Origin of the sequence: Dactylosporangium sp. CA-139066, from assembly GCF_050936175.1 — a bacterium.
In the GTDB taxonomy this organism is placed as follows: Bacteria; Actinomycetota; Actinomycetes; order Mycobacteriales; family Micromonosporaceae; genus Dactylosporangium.
Genome location: NZ_JBNJNH010000001.1, coordinates 9,046,372 through 9,072,993, shown reverse-complemented (window position 1 = coordinate 9,072,993; position 26,622 = coordinate 9,046,372). Strand labels below are relative to the sequence as shown.

Here is a 26,622-nt window from a genome sequence, read left to right as displayed (position 1 = left end):
GGCCCGCGGGAGCAGGCCGGCCCGGACGGCGCGGGTCAGTCGTCCTTGGCGCAGGTGCCTTCCGGCAGCTCGGGGTTGCCCAGCGCTGCGATCGCCTGGTTGACCTCGGTCGTGGTCGGCAGCTGGCGGAACTTGCCGCCCAGGATGATCTCGACCTTGTCGTCCTGGCGGGCCTTGTCGAACTGGGTGTCGGCCTGGTTGAGGAAGTACGCCCGCACGAGCCACGCCGCGCCGACCGTCTGCGGGCCGTAGCGGATGACCGCGACCACGTTGCCCGGCTTGGCGACCGGCGGGTTGGGCGCCGCCGTGACCACCTTCGCCTCCTTGAACCGGCGGCTCAGGAAGTCGTTGGCGACATCCGTGGCGGCGCCGGTGCGTGTGGTGGCGTTGTAGATGGTGACCTTGACGTCCTCCTGCCGGGGGAGCTTGGCATTGGCCATCACCGCGCCCTCGGCGCACTTCTTCGCGTTCGCCGTCCCGCCGCTCTGGTGGTCCTTCACCACGGCGACGATCACGAACACCGCCGCGGCGACGATGAGGATGCCGACCACCGCGAGTGCTCTCACCCGCGCAAAACTCATGGCTCGCTCCCCGGGCCTGCCTCGTACGTTGTTCCGTCACCAGAGAAGACGCTCTGGCTGCCGGAGAGGTTAGCGCCTGATGCGCACACTCGCTGAAGTCCCCACCGGAGGTACCACAAAGTTCCTACTCGCCGTTGCGGGACGACTTCGCACACGAACAGCGGGCGGGCGGTATCGTCGCATCGCCGCGGGGCGGGTGCAGGACGGGCCCCTCCGAGCAAAGATCGTTGTGTCGCCTCGGTCACAGTGGGAACAAGTTTCCGCGCGTGGGCGTACAACAAACGTCCGGGAGCGGTAAGGTACGCCGCCCCACCCTACCGGCGACATGAAATTGGGAGTGTGAACACCGATGGCCACCGACTACGACGCGCCACGTCGCGACGAGGTCGACCTCGGGGAGGACAGCCTCGAGGAGCTCAAGTCCCGCCGCACCGACGCGCAGTCCGCGACCGTGGACGTCGACGACTCCGACCTCGCCGAGAACTTCGAGCTGCCGGGGGCCGACCTCGCCGACGAGGACATGACGGTCAAGGTCCTGCCGATGCAGGCCGACGAGTTCCGCTGCTCGCGCTGCTTCCTGGTGCATCACCGCAGCCAGCTCGCGGTCGAGCGCAACGGGGAGCTGATCTGCCGCGAGTGCGCGTAGACCGTGTGTTCCGGCTGACTTGATCACGCGGAACTCGCCCCGGCGTGCTTCAGTGTGAGGCAGTGACCGTTTCCGTACCCCCGGAGGTTTCGATGGTCCAGCCGGTGCCCGCCGACGAGGCGGCCGAGAACGCGCCCGTCCAGCCGGAAGCGCTGGCCGGACCCGGTGGCGACGCCGCGGCCGGCCCGGTGGACGACGCGGAGCTGTCGCAGGCCGTCGTCGCGCTCACCGACGAGGAGGTCACCGCCAAGGACCGCGGCCGGCTGCTGGGCCGCCTCGTGCGCATCGAGATCGGCGAGCGTGGCCTGCGTGACCTGTTCCGGCCGAAGAAGGCGATCGGCTGGATCACCGACTCGGTGACGCGGGTCGCGCCGCACATCCCGGTCCGCGACCTGGACACGCTCCGGGCGCACTACCCGGGCCTGGAGGGCGACGCCCTGGCCGATCGCCTGATCCGCAACGCCGCGCGGGTCACGGCCGGCATCGGCGCGGCCGGCGGCGGCGTGGCCGCGGTCGAGTGGGTCGCCACGCCGAGCCTGCTGTCGGCCCCGGTGCTGCTGGCCGCCGAGACGGTGGCGGTCGTCGCCGTTGAGATGAAGCTCATCGGTGAGCTGCACGCCGTCTACGGCCGCCCGATCCCCGGCAGCGGCACCCAGCGCGCGTTCGCGCTGATCCAGGCGTGGGCCGAGCGGCGCGGGGTCAACCCGCTGCGCATCGGCGGCAGCGTGGCCGCGGCGATGGGCACCGCGCTGCGCAAGGAGCTGCGCGACCGGCTGCTGAAGCGCTTCGGGCGCAACCTGAGCACCATGGGGCCGTTCCTGACCGGTGCCGCGGTCGGCGGGTTCCTCAACCGCCGGGCCACCCAGTCGCTGGGCAACGACATCCGCAAGGACCTGCAGAACCCGCCGCCGGGCGATCAGCGCGTCATCGAGGCCTGAGCGGCGTCGCGCAGGGCCGCCGCGAGCTGTTCCGGGTGGCGGGTGCTGATCAGCCAGTACGGCGTCGGGTCGGCCTCGTCGCGGATCTCCACCCGCACGGCGGGCCCGACCCAGGGCCGCTGGATCACGAACGCCTCCGGCTCGGCGTAGGGCCCGAGCAGGTCGCGCTTCTCGTCGGCAGTGATCGTCGTCACCTCGCCGACGTACCGCAGCGGGATGTGCGCGTCGTCGACCCGCAGCTCGCCGTTGGACACCTCGATGCGGATGCGGCCGAGGCGCCAGAGCCCGACCACGGTCAGCGGCAGCAGCACCAGGTAGGCCACCCAGGTGGCCGCGCCGGGTGCGCCCAGCTTGACCTCGGCGGCCAGCGCGGCGGCGAGGGCGACCGCGGGCAGCCAGAGCCACCAGGACAGGCCGAGACGCTCGCGGTACGGGTTCGGCGTGGACACGCAGGCGAGGATACGCGGTAGGCGAGGGTACGTGTTCGCGCGCCGGACGGACCCGGCAGGATGGAGGCATGGGGATGGAGGTACTCCTGCGGCAGCTCGACCCGGGTCTGCCGGTGCCGGCCTACGCGCATGACGGCGACGCCGGCGCCGACCTGTACTCGGCGCAGGACGTGGAGATCGCGCCGGGCGAGCGGGCGCTGGTGCGCACCGGCGTGGCGATCGCCCTGCCGGAGGGCTACGTCGGCCTGGTGCACCCGCGCAGCGGCCTGGCCGCGAAGATGGGGGTAACGGTGCTCAATGCGCCGGGCACCGTCGACGCGGGCTACCGGGGCGAAATCCTGGTGAACCTCGTCAATCACGATCGAGTGATATCGGCGAAGATATCCCGCGGTGACCGAATCGCCCAGCTTGTTATCCAGCGCGTGGAGCGGGCACACTTCCACGTCGTCGACGACCTTCCCGATACTGTGCGCGGGGCCGGTGGCCACGGGTCCACCGGCGGGCATGCCGGGCTGGTCCCGGCAGCGAACTTGGAGGCAGAGCAGTGATCTTCTCGCGCAAGAGCGGGAGCGGGAGCGGGCGGCACGCCAAGTCCGACGCGCGGGCCAAGGGCCAGGAGGCGTTCGACGACGAGTTCGACGACGACCTCGACGCGATCGAGGACGACGCCGACCCGCGCCCCGGCAAGTCGCCGCGCACCGGCGGCCCGTACGACATCAGCGAGGCCCCGGACGGCATCGCCCAGCTCGACCTCGGCGCGCTCAAGGTGCCCGCGGTCGACAACGTCGAGGTGCGGGTCCAGGCCGACAACGAGGGCAAGATCCAGCAGATCGTGCTCGTGTACGAGCAGAGCGCGCTGCAGCTGGGCGTGTTCGCCGCGCCGCGCAGCGAGGGCATCTGGGACGAGGTCCGCGCCGAGATCCGCAAGCAGCTGTTCAACGACGGCGTCGCGGCCGAGGAGGTCGCCGGCGACTACGGCACCGAGCTGCGGGCCCGGGTGCGCACCCCGGAGGGCCTGACCGACATCCGCTTCGTCGGCGTCGACGGCCCCCGCTGGCTGGTCCGCGCCGTGTTCCAGGGCCCGGCCGCCGAAAACCCGCAGGTCGCCCCGCCGCTGCTGGAGTGCCTGCACAACCTCGTCATCGATCGCGGCCACGAGGCGATGCCGGTGCGCGAGCCGCTGCCGCTGCACCTGCCGAAGGAGGTCACCGACCAGCAGGCCGCCGAGGCCGCCGCGGCCGGCGGCGCCGAGCCCGGCACCAACGGCACCAATGGCACCGACGGGACCGACGGCGGCGAGGCCGCTCGCCGAAAGCCGTCACCCCGGCCCCGTCGCAAATAGCCCCAAAGCGCGTACCGTCGTAGTTCAAGGTGTCATGACAGCCGAACGGGAGGGTGGCACCGTCATCATGGCCACGGACAGTGACGCGGTAGCGGGGCAGCGGGGGCTGCGAAAGTTTCTGCGCCGGCTGACGGCGAGCGACTCCGAGCTCGACGCGGAGGAGCTGCAGCGCGACGCCGTGCAGTGCGGCAGCATGCCGGCGCTGACCTGCCAGCGGGGTCAGGTGGTGAGCCTCAAGGGGCGGCTGCGCACGGTGGTGTACACGCCGCGCACCAACCTGCCGACCCTGGAGGCCGAGCTCTTCGACGGCAGCGACCTGGTCACACTGGTGTGGCTGGGCCGGCGGCACATCGCCGGCATCGAGCCGGGTCGAGCGATCACGGCGAAGGGCCGCATCGCCGTCCGTGATGGCCGTAAGGTGCTCTACAACCCGTACTACGAGCTCGACACCCCACGATGACGCGCAACCCATGATGAGGCCGGATGCAGCCAGGTAACGAGACCGCCGCCGAGACGTCCACGGACGAGGAGGAGCCACTCCCCCCGTTCTCGGTGCAGATGGCCCAGCAGCTCGGCGGCGTGCGGGGGCTCGTCGAGTCCAGCATCCCGATCACGCTGTTCATCGTGGTCAACTTCCTGGGCGATCACTTCCACTGGTGGTCGCTGCGCACGTCGCTCATCGTGGCCGTCGGCGCGGCGCTGTCGATGGCCGTGTACCGCCTGGCCCGCAAGGAGCCGACCCGCCACGCGCTCAACGGCGTGTTCGGCATCGCGATCGGCGCCTACATCGCCTGGAAGAGCGGCGACGCCAAGGACGTCTACCTGCCGGGCATGCTGCTCACCGTCGGCTACGTGCTCGGCATGCTGGTGTCGGTCGTCATCGGCCGGCCGCTGGTCGGCTGGCTGTGGTCGGTGACGCTGGACGGCGGCGCCACCCGCTGGTACGACAACCAGCGCCTGCGCCGCGCCTTCGTCTGGCTCACGGTCCTCTGGGCGGTCGTCTACGCGCTGAAGCTCGGCGTGCAGGTGGCGCTCTACCGCGACTCCAGCGCCGACTCCGACGACCTGCTCGGCATCGCCCGCCTGGCGCTGGGCTGGCCCCCGTACGCGCTGCTGGCCGCCCTGACCGTGTGGCAGGCCCGCCGCATCCTGCGCGACGAGCCCGCCCACGCACCGGCCGACGAGCCCGCCTCCTGACCGCGCGAAGCGCCCTTCAAGCGGGGTGGGAACCCCCCGCCGCGCCGCGCCGGAGGCGCCGCCAGTTGCGCTTGCAGTCTCTTAAAAGACCTTCCCGCCGCGGGTCTTCTCGACGCTGTCCTCGCCGAGGATGACGGCGCGGACCGTGTCCTCCATCTCGGTGGTGACGACGAACACCAGCTCGTCGCCGGCCTCCAGCGGATCGTCCGGGGTCGGCACCAGCACCCGCCGGCCCCGCAGGACCGCGACGAGCGCCGAGTCGTGCGGCAGCGGCACGTCGCGCACCGGGTGCCCGACGTAGGGGGCGCTGGCCGGCAGGGTGATCTCGACGAGGTTGGCCTCGGACTGCCGGAACGTCATCAGCCGGACCAGGTCGCCGACCGACACCGCCTCCTCGACCAGCGCCGCCATGAGCCGCGGCTTGCTCACCGAGACGTCGACACCCCACTGCTCGTTGAACAGCCACTCGTTCTCGGCGCGGTTGATCCGGGCGACCACCCGCGGTACCGCAAACTCGGTCTTGGCCAGGAGCGAGACGACCAGGTTGACCTTGTCGTCGCCGGTGGCCGCCACGACCACGTCGCACGAGGAGAGGTCGGCCTCCTGCAGGCTGGTCAGCTCGCACGCGTCGGCGAGGATCCACTCGGCGGCGGGCACCCGCTCCGGGCGCACCATCCGCGGCACCCGCTCGATCAGCATGACCTGGTGGCCGTTGTCGACGAGCTCCTTGGCGATGGAGCGGCCCACGTTGCCGGCCCCGGCGATCGCGATGCGCATGGTCAGTGTCCCCCTTCGGGCGCCGAGCTGGTGACCTTGGTCACGGAGCCGGACATCTCGTCCGTGAGCAGCATGAACGCGAGGTCGCCGTCCTGGATCACGGTCGACTCGGTCGGCAGCATCGCCAGGCCGAAGCGCATGAGATAGGCCAGGCGGGCGCCGCTGCGCTGCTCCAGCTGCCCGACGCTGTGCCCGATCCAGTCGGGGTGCATCGGCACCTCGACGATGGACACGGTGCTCGTCGGGTCGCGCCAGATCTCCACGTTGCCCTCGGGGACCATCTGGCGCAGCATCCGGTCGGCGGTCCAGCGCACCGTCGCCACGGTCGGTATGCCGAGGCGCTCGTAGACCTCCGCGCGCTTCGGGTCGTAGATGCGGGCCACGACGCGGTCGACGCCGAAGGTCTCCCGGGCCACCCGGGCGGAGATGATGTTGGAATTGTCACCGGAGGAGACGGCCGCGAACGCGTCGGCCCGCTCGATGCCGGCCTGCAGCAGCACGTCCCGGTCGAAGCCGATGCCGGTGACGGTGGTGCCGTGGAAGTCCGAGCCGAGGCGGCGGAACGCGTCGGCGTCGACGTCGATCACCGCGACGGTGTGTCCGCGCTGCTCCAGACTCTGCGCCAGCGTGGAACCCACGCGGCCGCAACCCATGATCACGACGTGCACGTCCCCGCCTCCGTGTCCCTAGAGCACCCACCCAGAGGATGTCATGCGCCGCCGTTTCGGGCGCGCCGGGATCGCCCAGCGCGCGCGGACCGGTGCACCCGCAGGAGGCACGGCCCGTACGCTTAGGCGTCGTGGCCAGTCCCACCTCCCTCATGAAGCGGCTGCTCCTGGGCCGACCGTTCCGCTCGGACCGGCTCAAACACACGCTGCTGCCCAAGCGCATCGCGCTGCCCGTGTTCGCCTCCGACGCGCTGTCGTCGGTCGCGTACGCCCCCGACGAGGTCCTGCTGACCCTGTCGATCGCGGGCGCGTCGGCGCTGACGATCTCGCCGTGGATCGGTCTCGCGGTCGCCGTGGTGATGCTCACAGTCGTCGCCAGCTACCGCCAGAACGTGCACGCGTACCCGTCCGGCGGCGGCGACTACGAGGTGGCGACGGTCAATCTCGGCCCCCGCTTCGGGGTGGCGGTGGCCAGCGCCCTGCTGGTCGACTACGTGCTGACCGTGGCCGTGTCGACGGCCTCCGGCGTGGCCAACCTCGGCTCCGTCGTGCCGTGGGTCGCCACCCACAAGGTCGCCATATCCATCATCGCGATCGCCGTGCTCACCGCCATGAACCTGCGCGGCATCCGCGAGTCGGGGGCGGCGTTCGCCATCCCGACGTACGGCTTCATGATCGTCATGATCGGGATGGTCCTCACCGGCTTCTTCAAGCTGTTCGTCCTCGGCGAGGACCTGCGGGCGCCCAGCGCCGACCTGGTCATCCACGCCGAGCACACGAACATGACCGGCGCGGCGATGGCGTTCCTGCTGCTGCGGACGTTCTCCTCGGGCTGTGCGGCCCTGACCGGCGTCGAGGCGATCTCCAACGGCGTGCCGGCGTTCAAGGAACCCAAGAGCAAGAACGCGGCGACGACGCTGCTGCTGCTCGGCTCGATCTCGATCACGATGCTGCTCGGCATCATCCTGCTGGCCAACCGGACCGGCCTGAAGTTCGTCGAGGACCCGAGCCAGATCGAGAGCGGCCCGGCCAACTACGTGCAGAAGACCGTCACCACGCAGCTCGGCCAGACCGTCTTCGGCGCGGGCTCGATCATGCTCTACGTGGTCGGCGTCATCACCGCCCTGATCCTGTTCCTGGCGGCCAACACGGCGTTCAACGGCTTCCCGGTGCTCGGCTCCATCCTGGCCCAGGACCGCTACCTGCCGCGGCAGCTGCACACGCGCGGCGACCGGCTGGCGTTCTCCAACGGCATCATCCTGCTGGCGCTGGCCGCCATGGTGCTCATCATCGGCTTCAACGGCGAGGTGACGCGCCTCATCCAGCTGTACATCGTCGGCGTCTTCGTGTCCTTCACGCTCTCCCAGGCGGGCATGATCCGGCACTGGAACCGGCTGCTGCGCACGGTGCGCGACCGGCAGGTCCGCAACCACATGATCCGGTCGCGGACGATCAACATGATCGGCCTGACCCTGACCGGCGCCGTGCTCATCGTGGTGCTCGTCACGAAGTTCCTGCTCGGCGCGTACATCGCCATCATCGCGATGATCGTCATCTACTTCCTGATGGTCGGCATCAAGAAGCACTACGACACCGTCGCCCGTGAGCTGGCGCCGACCGAGGACCGCCCGGTGCTGCCGGCCCGCAACCACGCCGTGGTGCTGGTCAGCAAGGTGCACCGCCCGACGCTGCGCGCGGTCGCCTACGCGCAGGCCACCCGGCCCGACAGCCTGACCGCGCTGACCGTCAACGTCGACGACCACGACACGCGGGCGCTGCAGGAGGAGTGGGAGCGCCGCGGCATCCCGGTGGCGCTGACCGTGGTCGACAGCCCGTACCGCGAGATCAACCGCCCGATCCTCGACTTCGTGCGCAGCAAGCGCCGCGACTCGCCGCGCGACGTGGTGACGGTCTTCATCCCGGAGTACGTGGTCGGCCGATGGTGGGAGCACCTGCTGCACAACCAGAGCGCGCTGCGGCTGAAGGGCCGGCTGCTGTTCGAGCCCGGCGTGATGGTGACGAGCGTCCCGTGGCAGCTCAGCTCCATCGGCGACGTCGACATCGACCGTCTCGACGCGACCCTGAGCCGCGGCCCGAAGCGCGGCCCGCGCTCCGCCGCCAGCCCCGAGTCGTGACCGTCACCACGGACCTCGAACTCGAGGTCGGGCCGGTCGCGCACGGCGGGTTTTGCGTCGCCCGCCACGAAGGGCAGGTCGTCTTCGTCCGCCACGCCCTGCCCGGGGAGCGCGTCCGGGCCCGGGTCACCGACCGGCGCAAGGGCTTCCTGCGCGCCGACGCCGTGGAGATCCTGCTGCCGTCGCCGGACCGGGTCATCCCGCCGTGCCCGTTCGCCGGCCCCGGCGCCTGCGGCGGCTGCGACTGGCAGCACGCCTCCTGGGACGCGCAGCGCCGGCTGAAGGCCGACGTCCTGCGCGAGCAGCTGACCCGCCTCGGCGGCCTCACCGACTTCTCCGAGCTGCCGGTCCTCGTGGAGCCCCTGCCGGGCGGCCCGTTGTCCTGGCGGACGCGGGTGCAGTACGCGGCGGGGCCGGACGGCCGGGCCGGCTTCCACGCCCACCGCTCGGCCGGCATCGTGCCCGTGGACCGCTGCCGCATCGCCCACCCGGCGATCCAGGCCCTGCCGGTGCTGCGCGAGTCGTGGCCGCCGGGCGCCACCATCGAGGCCGTCGCGGCGTCCAGCGGCGACACCGCCGTGGTGACCCGCGCCTCGCGCACCGGCCGCGCCGAGGGCCCGGTCGCCCAGGTCCGCGAGCGCGCCGCCGGCCACGAGTGGACCCTGGACGCCACCGCGTTCTGGCAGGTACACCCGCACGCCGTCGACGCCTTCACCACCACGGTCGTGTCGATGCTGCGCCCGGCCGCGGGGGAGCGGGCCTGGGACCTCTACGGCGGCGCCGGCGTATTCGCCGCCGCCCTCGCCCCGCACTGCGGCCCAATCACGGTCGTCGAGGCCGACCCGCGCGCGGTGGCGTCCGGCCGCCGCGCCCTGCGCGACCTGCCCAACGTCACGTTCGCCCGCGGCGACGTCGCCCGGGTCCTGGCCGCGAACCCGCGCTGGCGCTCCGTCGACCTTGTGGTGCTGGACCCGCCCCGCTCCGGCGCCGGCCGCCCGGTCGTCGCCGCCGTCACCGCCCGCCGGCCGCGGGCGGTCGCGTACGTGGCGTGCGACCCGGCGGCCTTCGCCCGCGACGTGCGCACATTCGCCGAGCGGGGCTACTCCCTGACCGCGCTGCGCGCCTTCGACAGCTTCCCGATGACGCAGCACTTCGAGACCATCGGCCTGCTGACGCCGGCGCTCTAGGGTCCGCGTCCGCGCCGCCGGTCACCCGGATCACGGCGGTTAGACTCCGAGGGTCCACACGGCAGGAGGGTCCCATGGCAACGCTGCGTGAGCGGCTGACCGGCGGCGTGCCGCTGGTCGCCGTCAGCTTCGGCGACGACGACGCCGAGGCCGACGCCGCCCGCGCCCGCGAGGCCGGCGTCGACCTGGCCGAGCTGCGCATCGACTGGTACCGCAGCATCGAACCCGGCGACGTGCTGCGCGCGGCCGCCCCGTTCCGCGCGGCCGGCGTGCCGACCCTGGCCACGATCCGCTCGAAGGCCGAGGGCGGCTACTGGCCGGCCGACGACGCCGCGCGCCTGCGCCTGTTCGAGGCGGTGCTGCCCGTGGTCGACGCCGTGGACGTGGAACTGTCCTCGGCCGGGATCCTCCCGGCCGTCGTCGCCGCCGCGCGCTCCCACGACCGGCCGGTGATCGTGTCGTACCACGACTTCGACGCCACCCCGCCCGAGCCCGCCCTGCAGGCCACGGTCGACGCGGCCCGCGCCGCCGGGGCCGACCTCGTCAAGATCAGCACGATGGCCCACGGCCCCGCCGACCTGCGCACCCTCGCCTCGCTGCTCGTCCGCAACGACGACATGATCGTGATCGGCATGGGCCCGCAGGGCGCCGGCTCGCGCGTGTTCTTCCCGCTGCTGGGCTCCCGCATCACGTACTCGGCGATCGGCGGCCGCCCCGCCCCCGGTCAGCTGCCCTTCGACCAGACGGTGTACATGCTGTCGGCGTTCTCACCCGCGTACGCCGCGGCCCGGAACCCCGCATGACCGCCCCCGGCCCCGGTTCCGACCCGGCCTTCGACGAGGAGCGGCCGCCGCGGGACCCGATGCGGGCGCTGCGCAAGACGGTCTCGCAGATCGTCGTGGTGTTCACGATCCCGTTCGTGTTCTCGATCGTCCAGGCCGCGCTGGGCGGCGGCCGGCTGAAGGTCGACCGCTCCCCGGCCGCCTGGACGGTGTGGACCGCCGGGGTGGCGCTGATGGTGGTCGCGTCGCTGCTGGCGGTGCAGTCGCTGCGCGGCAAGGCCCCGGCGTGGACGGGCCGCTCGGCGGCGTGGTGGTGCGCCGCCATCTGGGGCGCCGGCCTGATCCTGACCGTCGTGTACAGCAACATGGTCCCGCCCCCGACCCGCTGACGGTTGCGGCCCGGATAAGTCGGGCGCTGGCGCGCCACGACTTATCCGACTTATACGGTGGCCGGGTATAAGTCCGATTTGTGTGACTTGCCGGGGCGGCGCGGTTGGCTGCTTGCCCCTATCTTCTTGTCCGTGCCGCATGACATGACGCAGCCGCCGGGCACGCCCGGACCCGACGAGCCGACCGACTGGCAGCGCTCCGCGCCGCCCGGTGCGCCGGACATCCAGCCGCCCGCAGCGGCGGACGCCGGACGCCCGCCCGCAACGGCGGACGCCGGACGCCCGGCCGTGGCGGCGGACGCCGGACGCCCGGCCGTGGCGGCGGACGCCGGACGCCCGGCCGTGGCGGCGGCTCCGGCGCCGGCCGAGCCCGGGTTCGCGCCGCCCGACCGGCCCGCGACGACCGGGGCGCCCGCGCTTCGTCCGGCGACGCCCGCGCACGGCTTCGGCCCCCAGGCCGGCGCGATCCCGCCGCCCGTCACGCCCCCGCCGCCCGTCACGCCCCCGCCGTACGCGGCCGTCTCGCCGTCCCTGCCGCCCGCCCCGGCGGTGGTGCACTACGACCCGGCGCAGACCTATCTGGTGTACGAGACCGTGGCCGCCGGCTACGGGGTCGGCCCCGGCATGCACGACCCGCTCATCAGCCCCGACTACGGCGGCTGGTGGCGGCGCAGCGGCGCGATCTTCAAGCTGGTCTGGCCGTACGTGCTGCCGCTGCAGCTGGCCGCCTTCGCCGTGTCGCTGCTCGTCATGATCCCCGAGGCGCTCAACGCCAACCGGTTCCTCGCCGACTTCTCGGCCAACGCCTCCACCAACCCGCAGGCGCCGCCCGACACCGGCGGGGCGCTGCGGGTGTTCGGGATCTCGATGCTCGGCTCCGCGTTCGAGATCTTCGTTGCGTCCGTCGTCGCCGTCGCCGTCACCCACATCGCCGTCTCGGCCGCGGCCGGGCTCACGCCCCGGCTCGGCCCGGCGCTCGCCCTCGCCGGGCGGCGGCTGCTGCCCCAGGCCGGCTGGCAGGTCCTCGCGTCGCTGCTGATCGGCGCCGGCGTCTGCGCGTGCCTGCTGCCCGCCGTGTACTTCTACGTCGTGCTCATGGTCCTGCCGGTGGTCGTGACGTTCGAGCGCGGCGGCGCCGGGATCGGGCGCTGCTTCAAGCTGTTCCACAGCAACGTGGGCGTCGCGGCGTCGCGGGTCTGCACCGTGGCCGGGCTCGCGCTGCTCGTCGGGATCGTCGCGGCCGTCGCCGGCGTCATCGTCGCGCTGTTCGACGCCAACGCCGTCACCTCCGGGGCCGGCGGCCCGTTCGCGGCGTCCTCGACGACGACGATCGTCGTGCGCACCGTCGTCAGCGCGCTGTTCTCGGCGCTGCTGCGGACGTTCACGAGCATCATGCTCCTCACGGCGTACGCCGACATGCGCGCCCGCGTCGAACCGCTCTCCACCGCCGCGCTGGCCGCGGAGATCGGCATCGCCCCGGCCGCCCCTTCGGCGCCGGCGGCCCCGGCACCGGCCTGACGCCCGCAACGGCGGTACGGGTGCGGCTTGCCCGTACCGCCCCTTCCGCCCGATTCGCCGGTCGATACTGCATGCATGGGACTGAGCCGGCGCGAGCTGCTCGCCGCGGGGGCGGCGGTACTCGGGCTGTCCGGCTGCGGCGGCGGCGAACCCACCGGCGCCGCGCCCGACCGCAAGGTCGAGGTGTTCTCGTGGTGGGCGGGGCCGGGGGAGAAGGAGGGCCTGGAGGCGCTCGTCGCCGATTTCAAGGCCACCAACCCCGGCATCGAGTTCGACAACGCGGCCGTCGCCGGCGGTGCGGGTACCGTCGCCAGAACGGTCCTCGCCACCCGCCTGGAGAACGACGACCCGCCCGACTCGTATCAGGCGCACGCCGGCCGCGAGCTCAGCGCCCACATCGCCGCCGGCTACCTCGAGGACCTCCGCGAGCTGTACCGGGAACAGGGCTGGCTGCAGAAGCTGCCCGCCGGGCTCGTCGAGTCGATCACCGTCGACTCCGCGATCTACTGCGTCCCGGTCAACATCCACCGATCCAACCTGCTCTGGTACAGCCCGAAGACCCTCGCCGAACTCTCCCTCACGCCGCCGTCGACGTGGGCGCAGTTCCTCGACCAGGCCGACACGATCACCCGGCGCGGCCTCACCCCGCTGTCGATCGGCCCCGGCTGGACGCAGAAGCACCTGCTGGAGAACGTGCTGCTCGGCGAGCTCGGCGCCGACGGCTACACCGGCCTGTGGACCGGGCGCACCGACTGGTCGGGCGGGCCGGTGCAGCAGGCCCTGCAGCTGTACACCCAGATCCTCGCCCGCACCGACATCGCCGCCGGCTCCGGGGACTGGCAGCCGGCGCTGGACAAGGTGGTGGCGGGCACCGCGGCGTACAACCTCATGGGCGACTGGGCCGACGCCTACCTGCGCACCAACGGGCTCGCCTTCACGGAGGGTTACGGGGTCGTCGCAAGCCCGGGGACGGACCGGGTGTACAACTTCCTCTCCGACTCCTTCACGCTCCCCAAGGGCGCGCCCCACCCCGGCGCCGCCCGCAAGTGGCTCATCGAGTGCGGCTCCGTCGGCGGGCAGGACGCGTTCAACCCCCAGAAGGGCTCCGTGCCCGCGCGGACCGACACCGACCGGTCGAAGTACACCGGCTATCTGGCCGCGGCCCTCGCCGACTGGGCCGACCCGGCCACCCGGGTGGTCGGCTCCCTCACCCACGGGGTGGTGGTGGACACCATCTGGAGCACCAAGATCGATACCGCGCTGGCCTCCTTCGTACAGGACAAGAACGCCGCGGCGTTCGCCAACGCCGTGGCCACGGCCCGTTCGTGACAGGGATGTGTGGAACCTGTCAAGATTCGTTCGGCCAAGGTGCGCCGCTGCGCGGCCCCACTAGACTCGGCGGGCATGAGCACAGAAGAGAACGCGGCCTCGTCCCTGCTGAGCACGGTCCAGGCCCCGGGTGATCTTCGAAACCTGACCGCCGAGCAGCTTGACGTGCTCGCCGCCGAGATCCGTGACTTCCTCATCGCGAAGGTCTCCCGCACCGGCGGTCATTTGGGTCCGAACCTTGGTGTGGTCGAGCTGACCCTCGCCCTGCACCGCGTCTTCGACTCCCCGAAGGACCGGATTCTCTTCGACACGGGCCACCAGGCGTACGTCCACAAGATCGTCACCGGCCGCCAGGACGGCTTCGACCTCCTGCGCCGCCGCGGCGGGCTCACCGGCTACCCGAACCAGGCCGAGAGCGAACACGACATCATCGAGAACTCGCACGCCTCGACCGCCCTGTCGTACGCCGACGGCCTCTCCAAGGCCTTCGCCCTGCGCGGCGAACCCCGCCACGTCGTCGCCGTCGTCGGCGACGGCGCCCTCACCGGCGGCATGTGCTGGGAGGCGCTCAACAACATCGCCGCCGCCAAGAACCCCCTCGTCATCGTCGTCAACGACAACGGCCGCTCCTACTCGCCGACCATCGGCGGCCTCGCCGACCACCTCTCCAACCTGCGCCTCAACCCCGGCTACGAGAAGGTTCTCGACCTCGTCAAGGACAACCTCGGCCGCACCCCGCTCGTCGGCCCGCCCCTGTACGAGGTCCTCCACGCCGTCAAGAAGGGCATCAAGGACGCCGTCGCCCCGCAGGCGATGTTCGAGGACCTCGGCATCAAGTACGTCGGCCCCGTCGACGGCCACGACCGCGAGGCCGTCGAGTCCGCACTGCGCAAGGCCAAGAACTTCGGCGGCCCGGTCATCGTGCACGCCGTGACCCGCAAGGGCTTCGGCTACCGCCCCGCCGAGGAGGACGAGGCCGACTGCCTGCACGGCCCCAGCAGCGCCTTCGACATCGAGACCGGCAAGCTCCTCGCCCCCGCGTCCGTCAAATGGACCGGCGTCTTCGCCGACGAGCTCGTCGCCATCGCCGACGAACGCGCCGACGTGGTCGGCATCACCGCCGCCATGGCCGAGCCGACCGGCATCGCCAAGCTCATGCGGAAGTACCCCGAGCGCGCCTACGACGTCGGCATCGCCGAACAGCACGCCGCCACCTCCGCCGCCGGCCTCGCCATCGGCGGCCTGCACCCGGTCGTCGCGGTCTACGCCACGTTCCTCAACCGCGCCTTCGACCAGGTACTCCTCGACGTGGCCATGCACAAGCTCCCGGTCACCTTCGTCCTCGACCGCGCCGGCATCACCGGCCCCGACGGCCCGTCGCACTACGGCATCTGGGACATGTCCGTCTTCGGCGTCGTCCCCGGCCTGCGCCTGGCCGCCCCGCGCGACGCCCAGACGGTCCGCGAGGAGCTGCGCGAGGCCGTCGGCATCGACGACGGCCCGACGATCCTGCGCTTCCCCACCGGCTCCGTCCCCGCCGACCTCCCCGCCCTGCGCCGCGTCGGCGGCGTCGACGGCTTCGGCGGCGTCGACGTCCTCGCCGAGCATCCGCGCAAGGACGTACTCCTCGTCAGCGTCGGCGCCTTCGCCCACATGGCCATGGACGTGGCCGCCCGGCTGGCCGAGCAGGGGTACGGCGTCACGGTCGTCGATCCGCGCTGGGTCCGCCCGGTGCCGGTCGAGCTGGTCGGCCTGGCCCGCGAGCACCGCCTGGTCGTCAGCATCGAGGACGGGGTGCGCACCGGCGGCGTCGGTGACGCGATCGCCAAGACCCTCCGCGATGCGGACGTCTGGACGCCGCTGCGGGACCTCGGCGTTCCGCAGGGCTGGCACCCGCATGGGGCGCGCAATGAGATTCTGGCGGAGCTGGGGCTGACGGCTCAGGACGTGGCTCGTCAGGTGACGGAGTGGGTGAGCCGGATCGAGGAGCCGTCGCCGCTGGCCGAGGCCCCTTCTTCGCAAGCCCGCGCTCCGCGCCGCTGACGCTTCTCTACGGCCGTGCCCGTGCCCGTGCCTGCGTCGGCCCGCGCCTGCGTCGGCCCGCGCCTGCGTCGGCCCGCGCCTGCGTCGGCCCGCGCCTGCGTCGGCCCGCGCCTGCGTCGGCCCGCGCCTGCGTCGGCCCGCGCCTGCGTCGGCCCGCGCCTGCGTCGGCCCGCGCCTGCGTCGGCGCGGCCCGCGGGTTGCGTCGGCCCGCGGTTGCGGGTCGCGTTCATCGACTCACGTCGTGCCGCCGCCCTGACACTGTCATCGTGACAGTGTCACGGCGCTCGATGCTGACAGTGTCACGTCGACAGTGCCGCGGCCTTGCGGCGGACGACGGGCGGCGGCGCGTTGACCGCGTCTCGGCTGTCCCGGCGTCGGTGACGCTGACAGTGTCACGTCGACAGTGTCGCGGCCTTGCGGCGCTGGCAGGGCTAGGGGCGTTCGGGCGCCCAGCGCCCCGGGGTCGGGTCGGCGGTGGACGTTGACGGCTCCCAACCTGAGCAATGCTGACACTGTCACGTCGCCAATGTCGCGGTCTTGCGGCGTTGGCGAACCAGCGGCGTTCGGGCACGGAGACGGCGCTGCTGCGGACGTTACCCGTGTCGCCGCGGGGGCGCCGCTGACAGCGTCACGTCCACAATGTCCGGCTGCGGGCCTTGCCCATGTCACGGTGTGGGCGATCGCGGCAGCGTCGCGTTGACAGTGGCGTGGCCTTGTGGCGCTGAAGAGGCAGGACCCGCGGCTCGGCCCGCTGCGGCCAGATGTGGGCGCTGTCATCGTGACGATCTCACGGCCGCCGATGCTGACAGTGTCATGGTGACAGTGACAGGGTTCAGGGCCGCGCGGTGACAGAGGCGTCAGTGTCCTCAGAGGACCGCGGCCGGAGTGGCGTTGCGGTTCAATCGACGGGATGATCCACCAGCGGCGAGACGTCGCGGACGAGCGGCGCCTGGCGGCGCGGATCGAGGCGCTGCTGCGCCGCCTTGAGCGCCGTCCCGATCCCGAAGACTGGCGCGAGCTCAGCCGCACGCTCGTCCTCGAAGAGGAGTATTCGAGCGGGCCGGGTACGCCGCGCTGCCTCGGCTTGCCCCGCTCGCCGCCGATGCAGAGCACCGCGAAGACGCGCTGGCCCCGGCGGCGGGGTCGCCATGGGGACGCTCCAGCGGTACCACGGAGCGGATGACCTCGTCGAAGACGCGGCGAAGGCGTTGGCCGGGCGGTGGCGCATCGCGGTCGACGGACGGCGCGAGAAGAGTGGCGAGGAAACCGGGCGGGGTTCGTGGGACTCTCTACGGGCAGCGGCGGAAAGGGGGCCCGTGGCCGAGGCGATGATCGAGCTCGACGTCAGCGCGCCCTGGGAGCCGCCCGACGACCGCGAGCGGGTGCCCGGGCGGTCGCGGCGCTGGGGGATGGGGGCCGCGGTGCTGGCGCTCGTGTGTGCCGTGCTGCCGGCGGGGCAGGCGCCGCGGGACCTCACGCCCTTGTACACCGCGGACTTCCAGGTGATGTCGCTCGACGCGGCCGGGGGGCGGCTCATCGTGTCGCGGTACCAGGCCGGGGGCGCGCCGCCCGTCGTCGAGGCGATCGATGCGCGCGACGGCAGGACGCTGTGGGAGCGGCCGACCGAGGCCGACCAGTCGTTCGTCGCGCTCACCGACGAGGTGGCGCTGCTGCAGGTGGAGCGGGCCGACGAGCAGGGGGAGTACGACGGGCGGATCATCGCTCTTGACGCGGCCTCCGGGCGCATGCGGTGGGAGCGGCGGCGGACCCGGATCGCGGGGCTCGCCGGGGGGCTCGTGCTCGCCGAGGACCAGGCGTGGCCGGGGGAGGAGCAGGGGTTCGACCCGGCGTACGGCGATCCCGAGGACCCGGCCGTCGTGCTGCCGATGCTGCCGCATCACGAGCGGCGGGTGGCGCTCGAGCCCGGGACCGGGCGGGTCGTGTGGACCGTCGACACGCCGCCGGGCGTGGTGGCGAGCCTGACCTACGGCGACTACCCGCAGGTGGACGAGCTCAGTGAGCTTGACGCCGCGGGTGTACTGCGGGTGCGTGACCTGGCGACCGGCGGCGTCGCGGCCACGTTCCGGCTGGGCCGCTCGGGGGCGGTCGGGATGCACCGGCGCGGGGTCGCGGGGCAGGAGGTCGTGTGGGCGGCCGGCGCGCGCGGCGCCGACGTGTACGACCGGGGGTCCGGGCGGCTGCTGTGGCACGCGCCGGCGGACGGGTCGGCGTACAACGGGCCGTTTCCGTGCCTCCCCGACCGGTACTGCGTCTTCGGCGAGAGCGGCACCGACGTCCTCGACCCGGGGGCGGGGGCGCGGCAGTGGCGCGCGGAGGGGTACGCGGCGATGCTCGGGGCCGTCGACGGGCGGCTGCTGCTGTACCGGCAGGGGCCGCAGCAGTTCCATCCCGACGACGTGACCGCGTTCGACCCGCGGACCGGGGCGGTCGCCTGGCACGAGCAGGGCTGGCAGTTCGCGAACGGGATGTTCAAGGGGCCGGGGCTTGCGGGGTACTTCGTGTGGCGCCCGACCAGCAACACCGACGCGGTCGTGGGGCGGCTCGACCCGCGCGACGGGCACGTCGAGGTCATCGGGCGGGCGGCCGACTTCTACGGCTCCCCGCAGTGCACCGCCACCGGCGGGATGCTCGCCTGCCTCGCCATCGGGGTGCTGTACGTCTGGGCACTGCCGTGACCGAGGCGTTCATCGACCTCGGCGCGGCCGAGCCGTGGACGCCGCCGGACGAGCCGCCGCAGCGGGGTCGGCGGCGGGCGCGAGGGCTGCTGGTGGCGCTGGTCGCCGTGCTCGCCGCGGCGCTGCCGGGCGCGGCCGCGCCGAGGGCGGGGGCGCTGCTGCACCTCTCCGCCGGGGTGCAGAACGTCGGCCTGGGCGGCGGGCGGATGTTCGTCACGCGGTACCTCGGCGAGGGACCGCACCGGCTCGAGGCGTACGACACCGGCACGGGCCGGGCGCTGTGGAGCGTCGAGCTCGAGGACGGGCAGTCGTTCGTGTTCGGCGATGCCGACGTGGTGATGGTGAGCAGCGAGTACGGCGAGCGCCAGCCGCTGCAGCTCAGCGTGGTCACGGCGCTGGATCCGGGCACGGGCGCGCTGCTGTGGCGGCGGCCGTCGGCGGGCGTGGCCGGGCGGGGCGGCGGGCGGGTGCTGCTGCAGGACCTCACCTCGTTCCAGCAGCCGGAGGACGGCGTCACCGCGCCCAGCCCGGAGAACCGGGTCCTGGGCGCCGACGCGCGCTCCGGCGCGCTCGTGTGGGAGCTGCTGGTGCCGCCCGGGTCGCAGGCGGCGTACGGGCGGGATCCCGGGTCGCCGTACACGATGCGCTCGCTGTCGGTCCTCGACCCCGACGGCGCGCTGCGCCGCTACGACCTGCGCACCGGCGCGGTCGCCGGGACCGCGCGGCTGGCGTGGTCGGGTCCCGTCGGCTGGTTCCGGCTCGGCGAGGACGGCGACGTGCCGGGGCCGCCGGGCGCGCGGGCCGGGCAGGTCGCGGTCGGGGGCGAGGGCGGGCTGCGCGCCGACGTGTACGACGAGCGCAGCGGGCGGGCGCTGTGGCACGTCGACGTCGAGGCGTACGGCGGCCTGCGCGCGTGCGCGCCCGGCTGGTGGTGCGTCGCCGGCGACCACGGGCAGGTCGCCTACGACGCGGTCACCGGCGTGCCGGTGCTGCGCGCCGACACCACCGACGTGATGGTCGCCAACGACGGCGGCGTCCTGGTCCTCGGCCGCCTCGCCCCGGACCGGCGCGCCCTGGCCGGCCTGCGCACCGTCGACCTGCGCACGGGCGCGACGCTGCGGACCCTCGACGGCTGGCGGCCCGCGTTCGGCCCCGGCGACCGGCTGCTGGTGTCGTGGCAGGCCGACGGCGAGTACTCGGCGCTCTTCGGCCAGCTCGACGCGCGGACCGGCCGGGTGACGGTGCTCGGCGCCGCCGACCTCGGCGCCGCCGACCCGGTGTGCGTGTCCGACGAGCGCTCGGTCGCGTGCGGCGGGTCCAACGGGTCCGGCGACGTGACGCTGTGGCCGGCGCCGCCGCGGCACGGCGGCTGAGCGCGGCGGGTCCGACGGGTCCGGCGACGTGACGCTGTGGCCGGCGCCGCCGCGGCACGGCGGCTGAGCGCGGCGGGTCCGACGGGTCCGGCGACGTGACGCTGTGGCCGGCGCCGCCGCGGCACGGCGGCTGAGCATGCGCGGCGGCCGGAGAACTCGCCGGTCCGGCCACTGCCGCGGCGGCCCGGCGATCAGCACAATGGATGCGTGCCGCTGAGTGCGATGCACGCCGCCGACGCCGCCGTGAGTGGGGCCGTGATCGACCTGGGGCTCGTGCGTGGGGAGCCCGCGATCGACGCCGACCGGGGGCCCGCCGGGCTGCCCCGCGGCTGGGGCCTGCTGCTGGCGCTGGGGCTGCTGCTGTCGCTCGTCTCCGCGGTACCGCAGCGGCAGGCGCCGCAGGAGGTCACCCGGCAGCCGTTGCGCAACGGCGAGTTCCACCTGGCCGGCGGGGCGCTGCTGCTGCTGGCGAGCGACCGCACGCCGACCCCCGTCGAGGCCTACGACGGGCGCGGCGGCGACCTGCGGTGGCGGTACACGCCGGACGGGCTGGCGACGCTGTCGTACGCGGCGGCTGGCGACGGCCTCGTCGTGCTCTGGCCGGACCTGTGCCGCTCGGGCGTGACCGGCACGACCGTCGCCCTGGACGTGCGCACCGGGCAGGAGCGCTGGCACGCCATCGGCGTCCCCGTGCGTACCGCGGCCGGCATCCCCGGCACCGTGATCCTGCGCAGCCTGTGGTCGGACGGCTGCGGCGCCCTCGCCGCGGGCGCCCCCACCGGCGGGGCGCTGCGCTGGCAGGCCCTGGACGCCGGCGGCCGGGCGCGCTGGGAGGTACCGGTCGACGCGGGCACCCGGGTCGCCGTCGACGGCGCGGGGGAGGGCGCCGCGTGGGCCGCGCTCGTCGACCGCCAGGGCGCGGTCAGCGTCGCCGACTTCGCCACCGGCGTGCGGTCCGCGGCCGGCGACCTGCGCGTCGGGCCGGACGCGCTGGTGGCGGCGGCCGGGGGCCTGCTCGTCGTGTCCGGGTTCGACGCCGACGGGGCGACGCTCACGGCGTACCGGCGCGGCGACTACGCCACGGCGGCGTGGCGCGCGCGGGTGCCGACCGGGCCGCAGCCGGGCCGCACCGACCGGTTCACCGTGCGGCCGTGCGGCCGGGAGCTGTGCGTGGCGGGGCAGCGCACCGTGGTCCTCGACCCGTCGACCGGCGCGACGCTGTGGGTCGCCGGGGCCCGGGCGGACCTGGAGGCGGTGCCCGGTGGCCTCCTCACCGAGGCCGGCGTGCGGCCGATGGCGTTGCTGGACCCGCGGACGGGGGCGGCGGCGGCCGACCTGAGCGGCTGGGAGGTGCTCGGCAGCGACGGCGGGCGGATGCTGCTCGGCTCGGTGTCGCCGGCGGGGACGCTGCTGGGCCTCCGGGACACCGCCACGCCCGCCCGCACGGGGGTGACGCCGTTCGCGACGCTCGACGACCGGCTGCTGGGGTGCGAGCTCGAGGGCGCGCTGGTGGCCTGCCAGACGGACACGGACGAGGTCGTCCTGCTGCGCCTGACCGCCTGACCCGACCAGGATTTTTCGCCTGCCGGGGTATAAATCCGAAATGTCGTGGCGCGCAGCGCCCGACATTTCGTGCGACAGCCGCGGTTGGGGTCATCGGGAGCGGCCGTACTCGGCCAGTGCGTGGAAGGCCGCCTTCGGCGTCCACGAGCCGTCCGGCAGCACCTTCACGATGCCCCGGCTGGCCAGGTCGAAGTCCAGCGACGGGTCGTCGGACGTGGGCAGGTGGCGCGAGGCGAACGTGTACACGAACGCCGCGTCCGCGCCGCCGGCCTCGTAGTCGCGCAGCAGGTCCACCACGTACCGGGCCTGGGCCTCCTCGTCGCGCTCCAGCGGGGCGGTCAGGGCGGCCGCGCGGCCGTGCTCGTCGTAGCGCACCGGCTCCGCGGCCGTGCCGGCCGCGTCCGCCGCGCCGCGGTGGGTGGCGCAGCCGAACTCCGTCGCCGCGTACGGCTTGCCCTGCGACACCATCGCGCGCAGCGTCTGCGGGAACGCCGCCGCGTTCGTCGCGTCGCGGTAGCCGGCGTCGCTGGCGATGATGTCGAACGGGGCCCAGTCGACCGCCTCGAACGGCAGCGACGCGTAGCCGACCGGGCCGGCGAAGCGGGCGCGGACGGCGGGCAGCGCCTCGGCCAGGAATCGGGCGATCGCGGCGCGGGCGGGCGGGACCGCCGCGCGCAGGCGCGCCGGGTCGCCGAGCAGGGCCATGCGTTCGAGCAGGTCGGCGCCGGGCAGGAAGCCGGCGTTGCACATGGTGATCTCCGAGCCGGTCAGGTACACCACCGCCGCCCCCGACCCGCGCAGCCGCTCCGCGCGCTCGGCCCCGTCGAGGATGAACGCCATCAGCTCGTCGTAGGGCAGGTTGTTGGTGAACGGGCAGTACCACACCTCCAGCCCGGCCTCGGCCGCGAACCGCGCCGCCGTCTCCAGGCGGTCCTGGACGCCGCCGGTGACCCGTACCGCGTCGCAGCGCAGTTCGTCGCGGATGACCCGCATGTCGCGGCGCACCGCCTCGGGGTCGAACGGCTCGTGGGTGGTGCTGCCGGCGCTGACGAAGCCGGTGTCGTACGTGACGCCCCAGACGCGCATGGATGCTCCCCTGTCGTAAATAGGGTACGGACAGTACCTTACGATGGAGGTCATGACAACGCGGCGGCGGGGCGAGGAGCTCGAGCGGGCGATCCTGCGCGCGGCGGCCGAGGAGCTGCGCGAGTCCGGGTACGCGGGCATGACCATGGACCGCGTCGCGCAGCGCGCCGGCACGAACAAGAACGCCATCTACCGCCGGTGGCCGCACCGGGCGGCGCTGGGCATCGCCGCGTACCGGCAGCTGTCGGCCGAGCGGATGCCGGACCCCGACACCGGCACGCTGCGCGGCGACGCGCTGGAGATGCTGCGGGCGGCGAACCGGACGTGGGCCTCGCCGCACGGCGCGCTCCTGCGTGACCTGCTCGCCGCGGCCGCCGACGACCCGCGGCTGCTGGCGCTGCTGCGGGAGCGCTCGGGCACCTCGGCGATGGACGCCGCGTGGCTGTCGATGCTGGCCCGCGCGGCGGCGCGCGGGGAGGCCCCGGCCGGCGCCGTGCACCCGCGCGTGGCCGCGGCGCCGATGACGCTGCTGCGCGGCGAGTACGCGATGCGCGGCGCCCCGACCGTGCCCGACGAGACCCTGGTCGAGATCGTCGACGAGGTCTTCCTGCCGCTGGTGCGCGGCCGCGGCGCCTAGGGATGCCGCGGCGCCTAGGGATGCTGCGGCGCCTAGGGATGCTGCGGCGCCTAGGGATGCTGCGGCGCCGGGGGGATCAGGGGTCGCCGCCGCTCAGGGCGGGCAGGGCGCGGGCGGCCGCCTGCAGCGCGGCCACCGCGGCGTCGACCGCGTCGTCGTCGGGGACGGGGCGGGTGCTGAGGCGCACCTCGTACGTCAGTGCCGCCCCGCCGTTGCCCGGCGCGACGAGCGGCACCCAGCGGAACCGGTCGGCCCGCCGCCCGCCGAACTCCATGCCGGGCTTGAACGCGAGGGCCGCGTCCGACGGGGCGACGAGCACGCGGCCGTCCCACTGCGGCCCGACCGCCTCGTGGCGCAGGCGCAGCACCGCCGTCGCCGGGTCGTCCAGCGCCGGGGCCGGCCGCTCGAGGCCCCAGGCCGCCGCCCGCTCGTCCGGCACGCCGGGAAGGTGCAGCACCGGGCGGTACCGCTGCCGCAGCTCGGTCAGGGTGAGCCGGGCGGCGCCGACGTGCGCGGCCGGGACCATCGCCTCGAGGCGCGCCGTGTAGAGGGGTACCGACCGGGTCCCCTCCGAGCGGCCCACGAGCAGGGCGTGCCGGCCGAGGCCGCCGTCGTGGCGGGCCCGCAGCTGCCCGGGCGGCAGGTAGTCGACGGCGACCCGCGCCCGGCCGAAGCGCTCCCGCAGCCGGGCCTGCGCGGGCGCGACGAACAGCGCATGGTGTGGCAGGCAGGCCAGCCGCGGCAGGCCCTCGTCGGCGGCGGCGCTGCGCATCAGCCGGTACTCCCCGACGACCCCGCGCGCGGCCCGCTCGAACTCGCGGCCGCGGGCGGTGAGGCGCAGCTGCCCGCGGTTGCCCTCGAACAGCGGCTCGCCGCACCAGCGCTCGATGCGCTGGATGGTCTTGCCGACCAGCTGCCGCGCGTACGGGCGGTCGCGTAGATGGCGCGGGCGCTCCGGCGACAGCGCCTCGGCGGCCTTGGTGTGCTGGCGGTGCTCGACGACGGCGAGGAACACGCGGCACTCCCACTCGTCGGGCGCCACCTCGTCGCTCACGGCCATGCCCGAAGAACCTAGGGGCGGGCGGCCCCGGCGCGGTAGCTCGGCGCGCGGTTTCGCAGCATGGGTCAAAATCCCCCCAAAGACCTTGCGTTCGTGACCGTCGGTAACTTGACGCAGAGGGCCGATCCATCACGCTCTGCGATATAGACCATAGGGAGTGGGGGCGGTAGGGGGCCGATTCCACCGTGCGTAGAAGGGGGATCACTCTACGCACGGTGAGGGAACCATCGGGGTGCGGCCGCCTTCGACGACTACGGTGCGCACGCGCGACGGGGGCGGTAGACAGTGCACAGCGGGGATGGGTCAGAGGGGGAGCCGGTGTCGGCGCTGACGATCGAGTTCGTCCAGGGCGGCGCGGTGCGCGCGTCGCTCACCGTGCGCGGGTCAGGCGCGGTGGCGGCCGGGCCGGTCGGGGCCGGCGGCGTTCTTGACGGCGTACATCGCCTCGTCGGCGGTGCGCAGGACGGCGTCGGGCTGCTCGCCCGGGGCCGCCAGGTGCACGCCGATGCTGGCCCCGATGCGCACCTCGTGCCCGTGGATCTCGAACGGCTCGGCGACGACGGCCCGCAGCCGCTCGAACAGCGCCGAGGTGTCGTCGGCGGGGCCGATGCCGGGCAGCAGGACCACGAACTCGTCGCCGCCGACGCGGGCCAGCACGTCGCAGGGGCGCAGGCAGGCGGCGAGGCGCGCGCCGACCCGGCGTAGCAGGTCGTCGCCGGCCTCGTGGCCGAGCTCGTCGTTGACGGGCTTGAAGCCGTCGAGGTCGACGAAGAGGACCGCGACCGGCTCGGCGCGCAGCGAGTCGGCGAGGCGCTGGTGCAGCCGGCGGCGGTTCGGCAGGCCGGTGAGCGGGTCGTGGTGGGCGTCGTGGGCGAGGCGGTCCTGCATCTCGCGGCTGTCGGTGATGTCGCGGGCGTTGATGACGACGCCGCCGAGGGCCGCGTTGTGCAGCTGGTTGGAGGCGGTGAAGTCGAACCAGCGGTAGTTGCCGTCGGCCTGGCGCACCCGCACCTGCATGCGCTCCAGGCCGCCCCTCTCCTGCAGCAGGGCGGCGAAGCGCTCATGCACCGGGCCGCGCTCCTCGGGGTGGATGATGTCGAAGACCGAGGTACCGACGGCGATGAAACCCAGGATGCGTTCGCCGCTCGGGCTGGCGTACACCACCTGCCCGTCGCCGTCGAGGACGGTGACGACGTCGGGGGCGTGCTCGACCAGGGCGGAGAAGCGCTCCTCGGCGCGGCGGCGCACCAGCTGCGAGCGGTAGCCGAGCACGGCCAGCCCGGCGATGCCGACGAGCAGCATCGTGAACAGCGCCAGGCTGGTGGTGAGGCTGCGGTTGCGCATCGGGCCGTCGAACGTGGCCGTGGACTGGGCGCGCACGTAGGCCCAGCCGCCCGGCAGGCCGCCGTGCACGGTGGCGATCATCGAGCGGCCGTTCTCGGTGTACGTGACGAACACCGCCTCCTGGGCGCCCAGCCGCGCGATGACGGCGGAGTCGGCGAGCGAGCCGAGCCGGTCGGGGCTGCTGGACGCGCCGACGGTGCCGGCGGAGTCGACGAGCATGGAGACGTGCGAGGCGTCCCTGAGCTTCATGAGGTACGCCTGGAGCTGGCTCTTGGCCACCGGGATGAACCCGTACAGCAGCGCGGCGGGCCGGCTGCCCACGACGATGGGCACGGCCACGGCCTGCACCAGCGTGTCCTTGACGGTCATGATCGAGGAGAAGCCGGGGCCGCCGAGCGCGATCGAGGAGATGAGCGGCTTGTATCCGACCGACTGCGGGTCGGGGAACATGTTCGCGGTGCGGGTGGCGTTGAGCGGGTTGCCGACGAGGTCGGTGAGCACGAGGCCGTAGGTGAAGTACGACGACTTCTGCGAGTACTCGGCCAGGGCCGCGGTGTCGCCGGGGTCGCCGGCGGTCAGCGACAGCGGGTGGCTGCCGGTGAAGTCGGCGAGCTCCTTGGCCGAGACGCGCAGCAGCTGCCCGGCGAGCCCGGCGTTGTTGGTCGCCAGGGCCAGGGAGTCGTCGCGGTGGACCCGCTCGACGGCCTCGAGCGCGGAGCGGTTCATGAAGATGCCGGCCCCGCCGATGCCGAGCAGCAGCGCGACGGAGACGCCGACGACGAGCCAGCTGCGCAGCCGCATCGAGCCTCCACTCCGCTAGCACCGGCCGGAAACGCAGCCCAGATCGGCCCGGTACGGTCCGGGCCTGAGGGAGTGTGCCCG

The 26,622-nt window shown here is 73.7% G+C and carries 25 protein-coding genes; 18 read left to right on the top strand and 7 right to left on the bottom strand.

Going from position 1 to position 26,622, the window contains the following annotated elements; genetic code table 11:
* Positions 1-35 precede the first annotated feature (35 nt).
* Positions 36-566, bottom strand: a complete 531-nt coding sequence (locus ACQEVU_RS41520) for a LytR C-terminal domain-containing protein (RefSeq protein WP_433333696.1) — start codon at positions 564-566, stop codon at positions 36-38.
* Between the two features lie 364 nt (positions 567-930).
* On the opposite strand from ACQEVU_RS41520, the gene ACQEVU_RS41515 reads away from it, so the two are divergent.
* Both ACQEVU_RS41515 and ACQEVU_RS41510 read left to right on the top strand, forming a co-directional pair.
* Positions 931-1,227 (top strand): DUF4193 domain-containing protein, encoded by a 297-nt coding sequence (locus tag ACQEVU_RS41515; protein WP_433333694.1) that lies wholly within the window; start codon positions 931-933, stop codon positions 1,225-1,227.
* Positions 1,228-1,319: 92 nt separating this feature from the next.
* Positions 1,320-2,165: a hypothetical protein gene (locus tag ACQEVU_RS41510; RefSeq protein WP_433333692.1), complete on the top strand. Its 846-nt coding sequence runs from the start codon at positions 1,320-1,322 to the stop codon at positions 2,163-2,165.
* Here the strand turns inward: ACQEVU_RS41510 and ACQEVU_RS41505 are convergent.
* A complete protein-coding gene (locus tag ACQEVU_RS41505) occupies positions 2,144-2,614 on the bottom strand; it encodes a DUF3093 domain-containing protein (protein ID WP_433333690.1) in 471 nt (156 codons plus the stop codon). The two genes, ACQEVU_RS41510 and ACQEVU_RS41505, sit on opposite strands and share 22 nt — an antisense overlap.
* Positions 2,615-2,688: 74 nt before the next feature.
* Between ACQEVU_RS41505 and dut the strand changes: the two genes are divergently transcribed.
* The 4 genes from dut to ACQEVU_RS41485 all read left to right on the top strand — a co-directional run bounded on the left by dut (position 2,689) and on the right by ACQEVU_RS41485 (position 5,153).
* The gene (dut, locus tag ACQEVU_RS41500; RefSeq protein WP_433333688.1) at positions 2,689-3,162 is read left to right on the top strand and encodes a dUTP diphosphatase; all 474 of its coding nucleotides are present in this window, start codon (positions 2,689-2,691) and stop codon (positions 3,160-3,162) included.
* Positions 3,159-3,956, top strand: a complete 798-nt coding sequence (locus ACQEVU_RS41495; protein WP_433333686.1) for a DUF3710 domain-containing protein — start codon at positions 3,159-3,161, stop codon at positions 3,954-3,956. The genes dut and ACQEVU_RS41495 overlap by 4 nt, the downstream gene beginning before the upstream one ends.
* 67 nt (positions 3,957-4,023) lie before the next feature.
* On the top strand, positions 4,024-4,416 hold the full coding sequence (locus tag ACQEVU_RS41490) for an OB-fold nucleic acid binding domain-containing protein (RefSeq protein WP_433335282.1): 393 nt from the start codon (positions 4,024-4,026) through the stop codon (positions 4,414-4,416).
* Positions 4,417-4,439: 23 nt separating this feature from the next.
* Positions 4,440-5,153 carry a DUF3159 domain-containing protein gene (locus ACQEVU_RS41485; protein ID WP_433333684.1) on the top strand — a complete coding sequence of 238 codons (714 nt, stop codon included), beginning with the start codon at positions 4,440-4,442 and terminating at the stop codon, positions 5,151-5,153.
* A gap of 81 nt (positions 5,154-5,234) precedes the next feature.
* On the opposite strand, the gene ACQEVU_RS41480 is transcribed toward ACQEVU_RS41485, so the two are convergent.
* Both ACQEVU_RS41480 and ACQEVU_RS41475 read right to left on the bottom strand, forming a co-directional pair.
* A complete protein-coding gene (locus ACQEVU_RS41480; RefSeq protein WP_433335280.1) occupies positions 5,235-5,936 on the bottom strand; it encodes a potassium channel family protein in 702 nt (233 codons plus the stop codon).
* The gene (locus ACQEVU_RS41475) at positions 5,933-6,598 is read right to left on the bottom strand and encodes a potassium channel family protein (RefSeq protein WP_433333682.1); all 666 of its coding nucleotides are present in this window, start codon (positions 6,596-6,598) and stop codon (positions 5,933-5,935) included. Before ACQEVU_RS41475 ends, ACQEVU_RS41480 begins: the two co-directional genes overlap by 4 nt.
* A 131-nt stretch (positions 6,599-6,729) precedes the next feature.
* On the opposite strand from ACQEVU_RS41475, the gene ACQEVU_RS41470 reads away from it, so the two are divergent.
* From ACQEVU_RS41470 to ACQEVU_RS41420, 11 genes are all read left to right on the top strand, one after another.
* Positions 6,730-8,733, top strand: coding sequence for an APC family permease (locus ACQEVU_RS41470; protein WP_433333680.1), 2,004 nt, complete (start codon positions 6,730-6,732; stop codon positions 8,731-8,733).
* Positions 8,730-9,920: a class I SAM-dependent RNA methyltransferase gene (locus tag ACQEVU_RS41465; protein WP_433333678.1), complete on the top strand. Its 1,191-nt coding sequence runs from the start codon at positions 8,730-8,732 to the stop codon at positions 9,918-9,920. The genes ACQEVU_RS41470 and ACQEVU_RS41465 overlap by 4 nt, the downstream gene beginning before the upstream one ends.
* 74 nt (positions 9,921-9,994) lie before the next feature.
* Entirely contained in the window at positions 9,995-10,723 is a 729-nt protein-coding gene (locus ACQEVU_RS41460; protein WP_433333676.1) for a type I 3-dehydroquinate dehydratase, read from the top strand.
* Positions 10,720-11,091: a hypothetical protein gene (locus ACQEVU_RS41455; RefSeq protein ID WP_433333674.1), complete on the top strand. Its 372-nt coding sequence runs from the start codon at positions 10,720-10,722 to the stop codon at positions 11,089-11,091. Before ACQEVU_RS41460 ends, ACQEVU_RS41455 begins: the two co-directional genes overlap by 4 nt.
* A gap of 132 nt (positions 11,092-11,223) precedes the next feature.
* Positions 11,224-12,609, top strand: a complete 1,386-nt coding sequence (locus tag ACQEVU_RS41450; RefSeq protein ID WP_433333672.1) for a hypothetical protein — start codon at positions 11,224-11,226, stop codon at positions 12,607-12,609.
* 75 nt (positions 12,610-12,684) lie between these two features.
* Positions 12,685-13,938 (top strand): ABC transporter substrate-binding protein, encoded by a 1,254-nt coding sequence (locus ACQEVU_RS41445; RefSeq protein WP_433333670.1) that lies wholly within the window; start codon positions 12,685-12,687, stop codon positions 13,936-13,938.
* 75 nt (positions 13,939-14,013) lie between these two features.
* Positions 14,014-15,981 carry a 1-deoxy-D-xylulose-5-phosphate synthase gene (gene dxs / locus ACQEVU_RS41440; RefSeq protein ID WP_433333668.1) on the top strand — a complete coding sequence of 656 codons (1,968 nt, stop codon included), beginning with the start codon at positions 14,014-14,016 and terminating at the stop codon, positions 15,979-15,981.
* Positions 15,982-16,891: 910 nt separating this feature from the next.
* On the top strand, positions 16,892-17,164 hold the full coding sequence (locus ACQEVU_RS41435) for a hypothetical protein (protein WP_433333666.1): 273 nt from the start codon (positions 16,892-16,894) through the stop codon (positions 17,162-17,164).
* A 133-nt stretch (positions 17,165-17,297) separates the two neighbouring features.
* Positions 17,298-18,677, top strand: a complete 1,380-nt coding sequence (locus tag ACQEVU_RS41430) for a PQQ-binding-like beta-propeller repeat protein (RefSeq protein ID WP_433333664.1) — start codon at positions 17,298-17,300, stop codon at positions 18,675-18,677.
* Positions 18,674-20,050 (top strand): PQQ-binding-like beta-propeller repeat protein, encoded by a 1,377-nt coding sequence (locus ACQEVU_RS41425; RefSeq protein ID WP_433333662.1) that lies wholly within the window; start codon positions 18,674-18,676, stop codon positions 20,048-20,050. Before ACQEVU_RS41430 ends, ACQEVU_RS41425 begins: the two co-directional genes overlap by 4 nt.
* Positions 20,051-20,257: 207 nt before the next feature.
* On the top strand, positions 20,258-21,613 hold the full coding sequence (locus tag ACQEVU_RS41420) for a hypothetical protein (RefSeq protein ID WP_433333660.1): 1,356 nt from the start codon (positions 20,258-20,260) through the stop codon (positions 21,611-21,613).
* A 90-nt stretch (positions 21,614-21,703) separates the two neighbouring features.
* Here the strand turns inward: ACQEVU_RS41420 and ACQEVU_RS41415 are convergent, their stop codons facing one another.
* Positions 21,704-22,699: a hypothetical protein gene (locus ACQEVU_RS41415; protein ID WP_433333658.1), complete on the bottom strand. Its 996-nt coding sequence runs from the start codon at positions 22,697-22,699 to the stop codon at positions 21,704-21,706.
* 52 nt (positions 22,700-22,751) lie between these two features.
* On the opposite strand from ACQEVU_RS41415, the gene ACQEVU_RS41410 reads away from it, so the two are divergent.
* Complete coding sequence (locus ACQEVU_RS41410; protein WP_433333656.1) at positions 22,752-23,336, top strand: TetR/AcrR family transcriptional regulator; 585 nt, start codon at positions 22,752-22,754, stop codon at positions 23,334-23,336.
* 76 nt (positions 23,337-23,412) lie between these two features.
* Here ACQEVU_RS41410 and ACQEVU_RS41405 read toward each other — a convergent pair whose 3' ends face one another.
* Both ACQEVU_RS41405 and ACQEVU_RS41400 read right to left on the bottom strand, forming a co-directional pair.
* Complete coding sequence (locus tag ACQEVU_RS41405) at positions 23,413-24,396, bottom strand: hypothetical protein (protein WP_433333654.1); 984 nt, start codon at positions 24,394-24,396, stop codon at positions 23,413-23,415.
* 384 nt (positions 24,397-24,780) lie between these two features.
* Positions 24,781-26,541: a diguanylate cyclase domain-containing protein gene (locus ACQEVU_RS41400; protein ID WP_433333652.1), complete on the bottom strand. Its 1,761-nt coding sequence runs from the start codon at positions 26,539-26,541 to the stop codon at positions 24,781-24,783.
* Between the last annotated feature and the right edge of the window lie 81 nt (positions 26,542-26,622).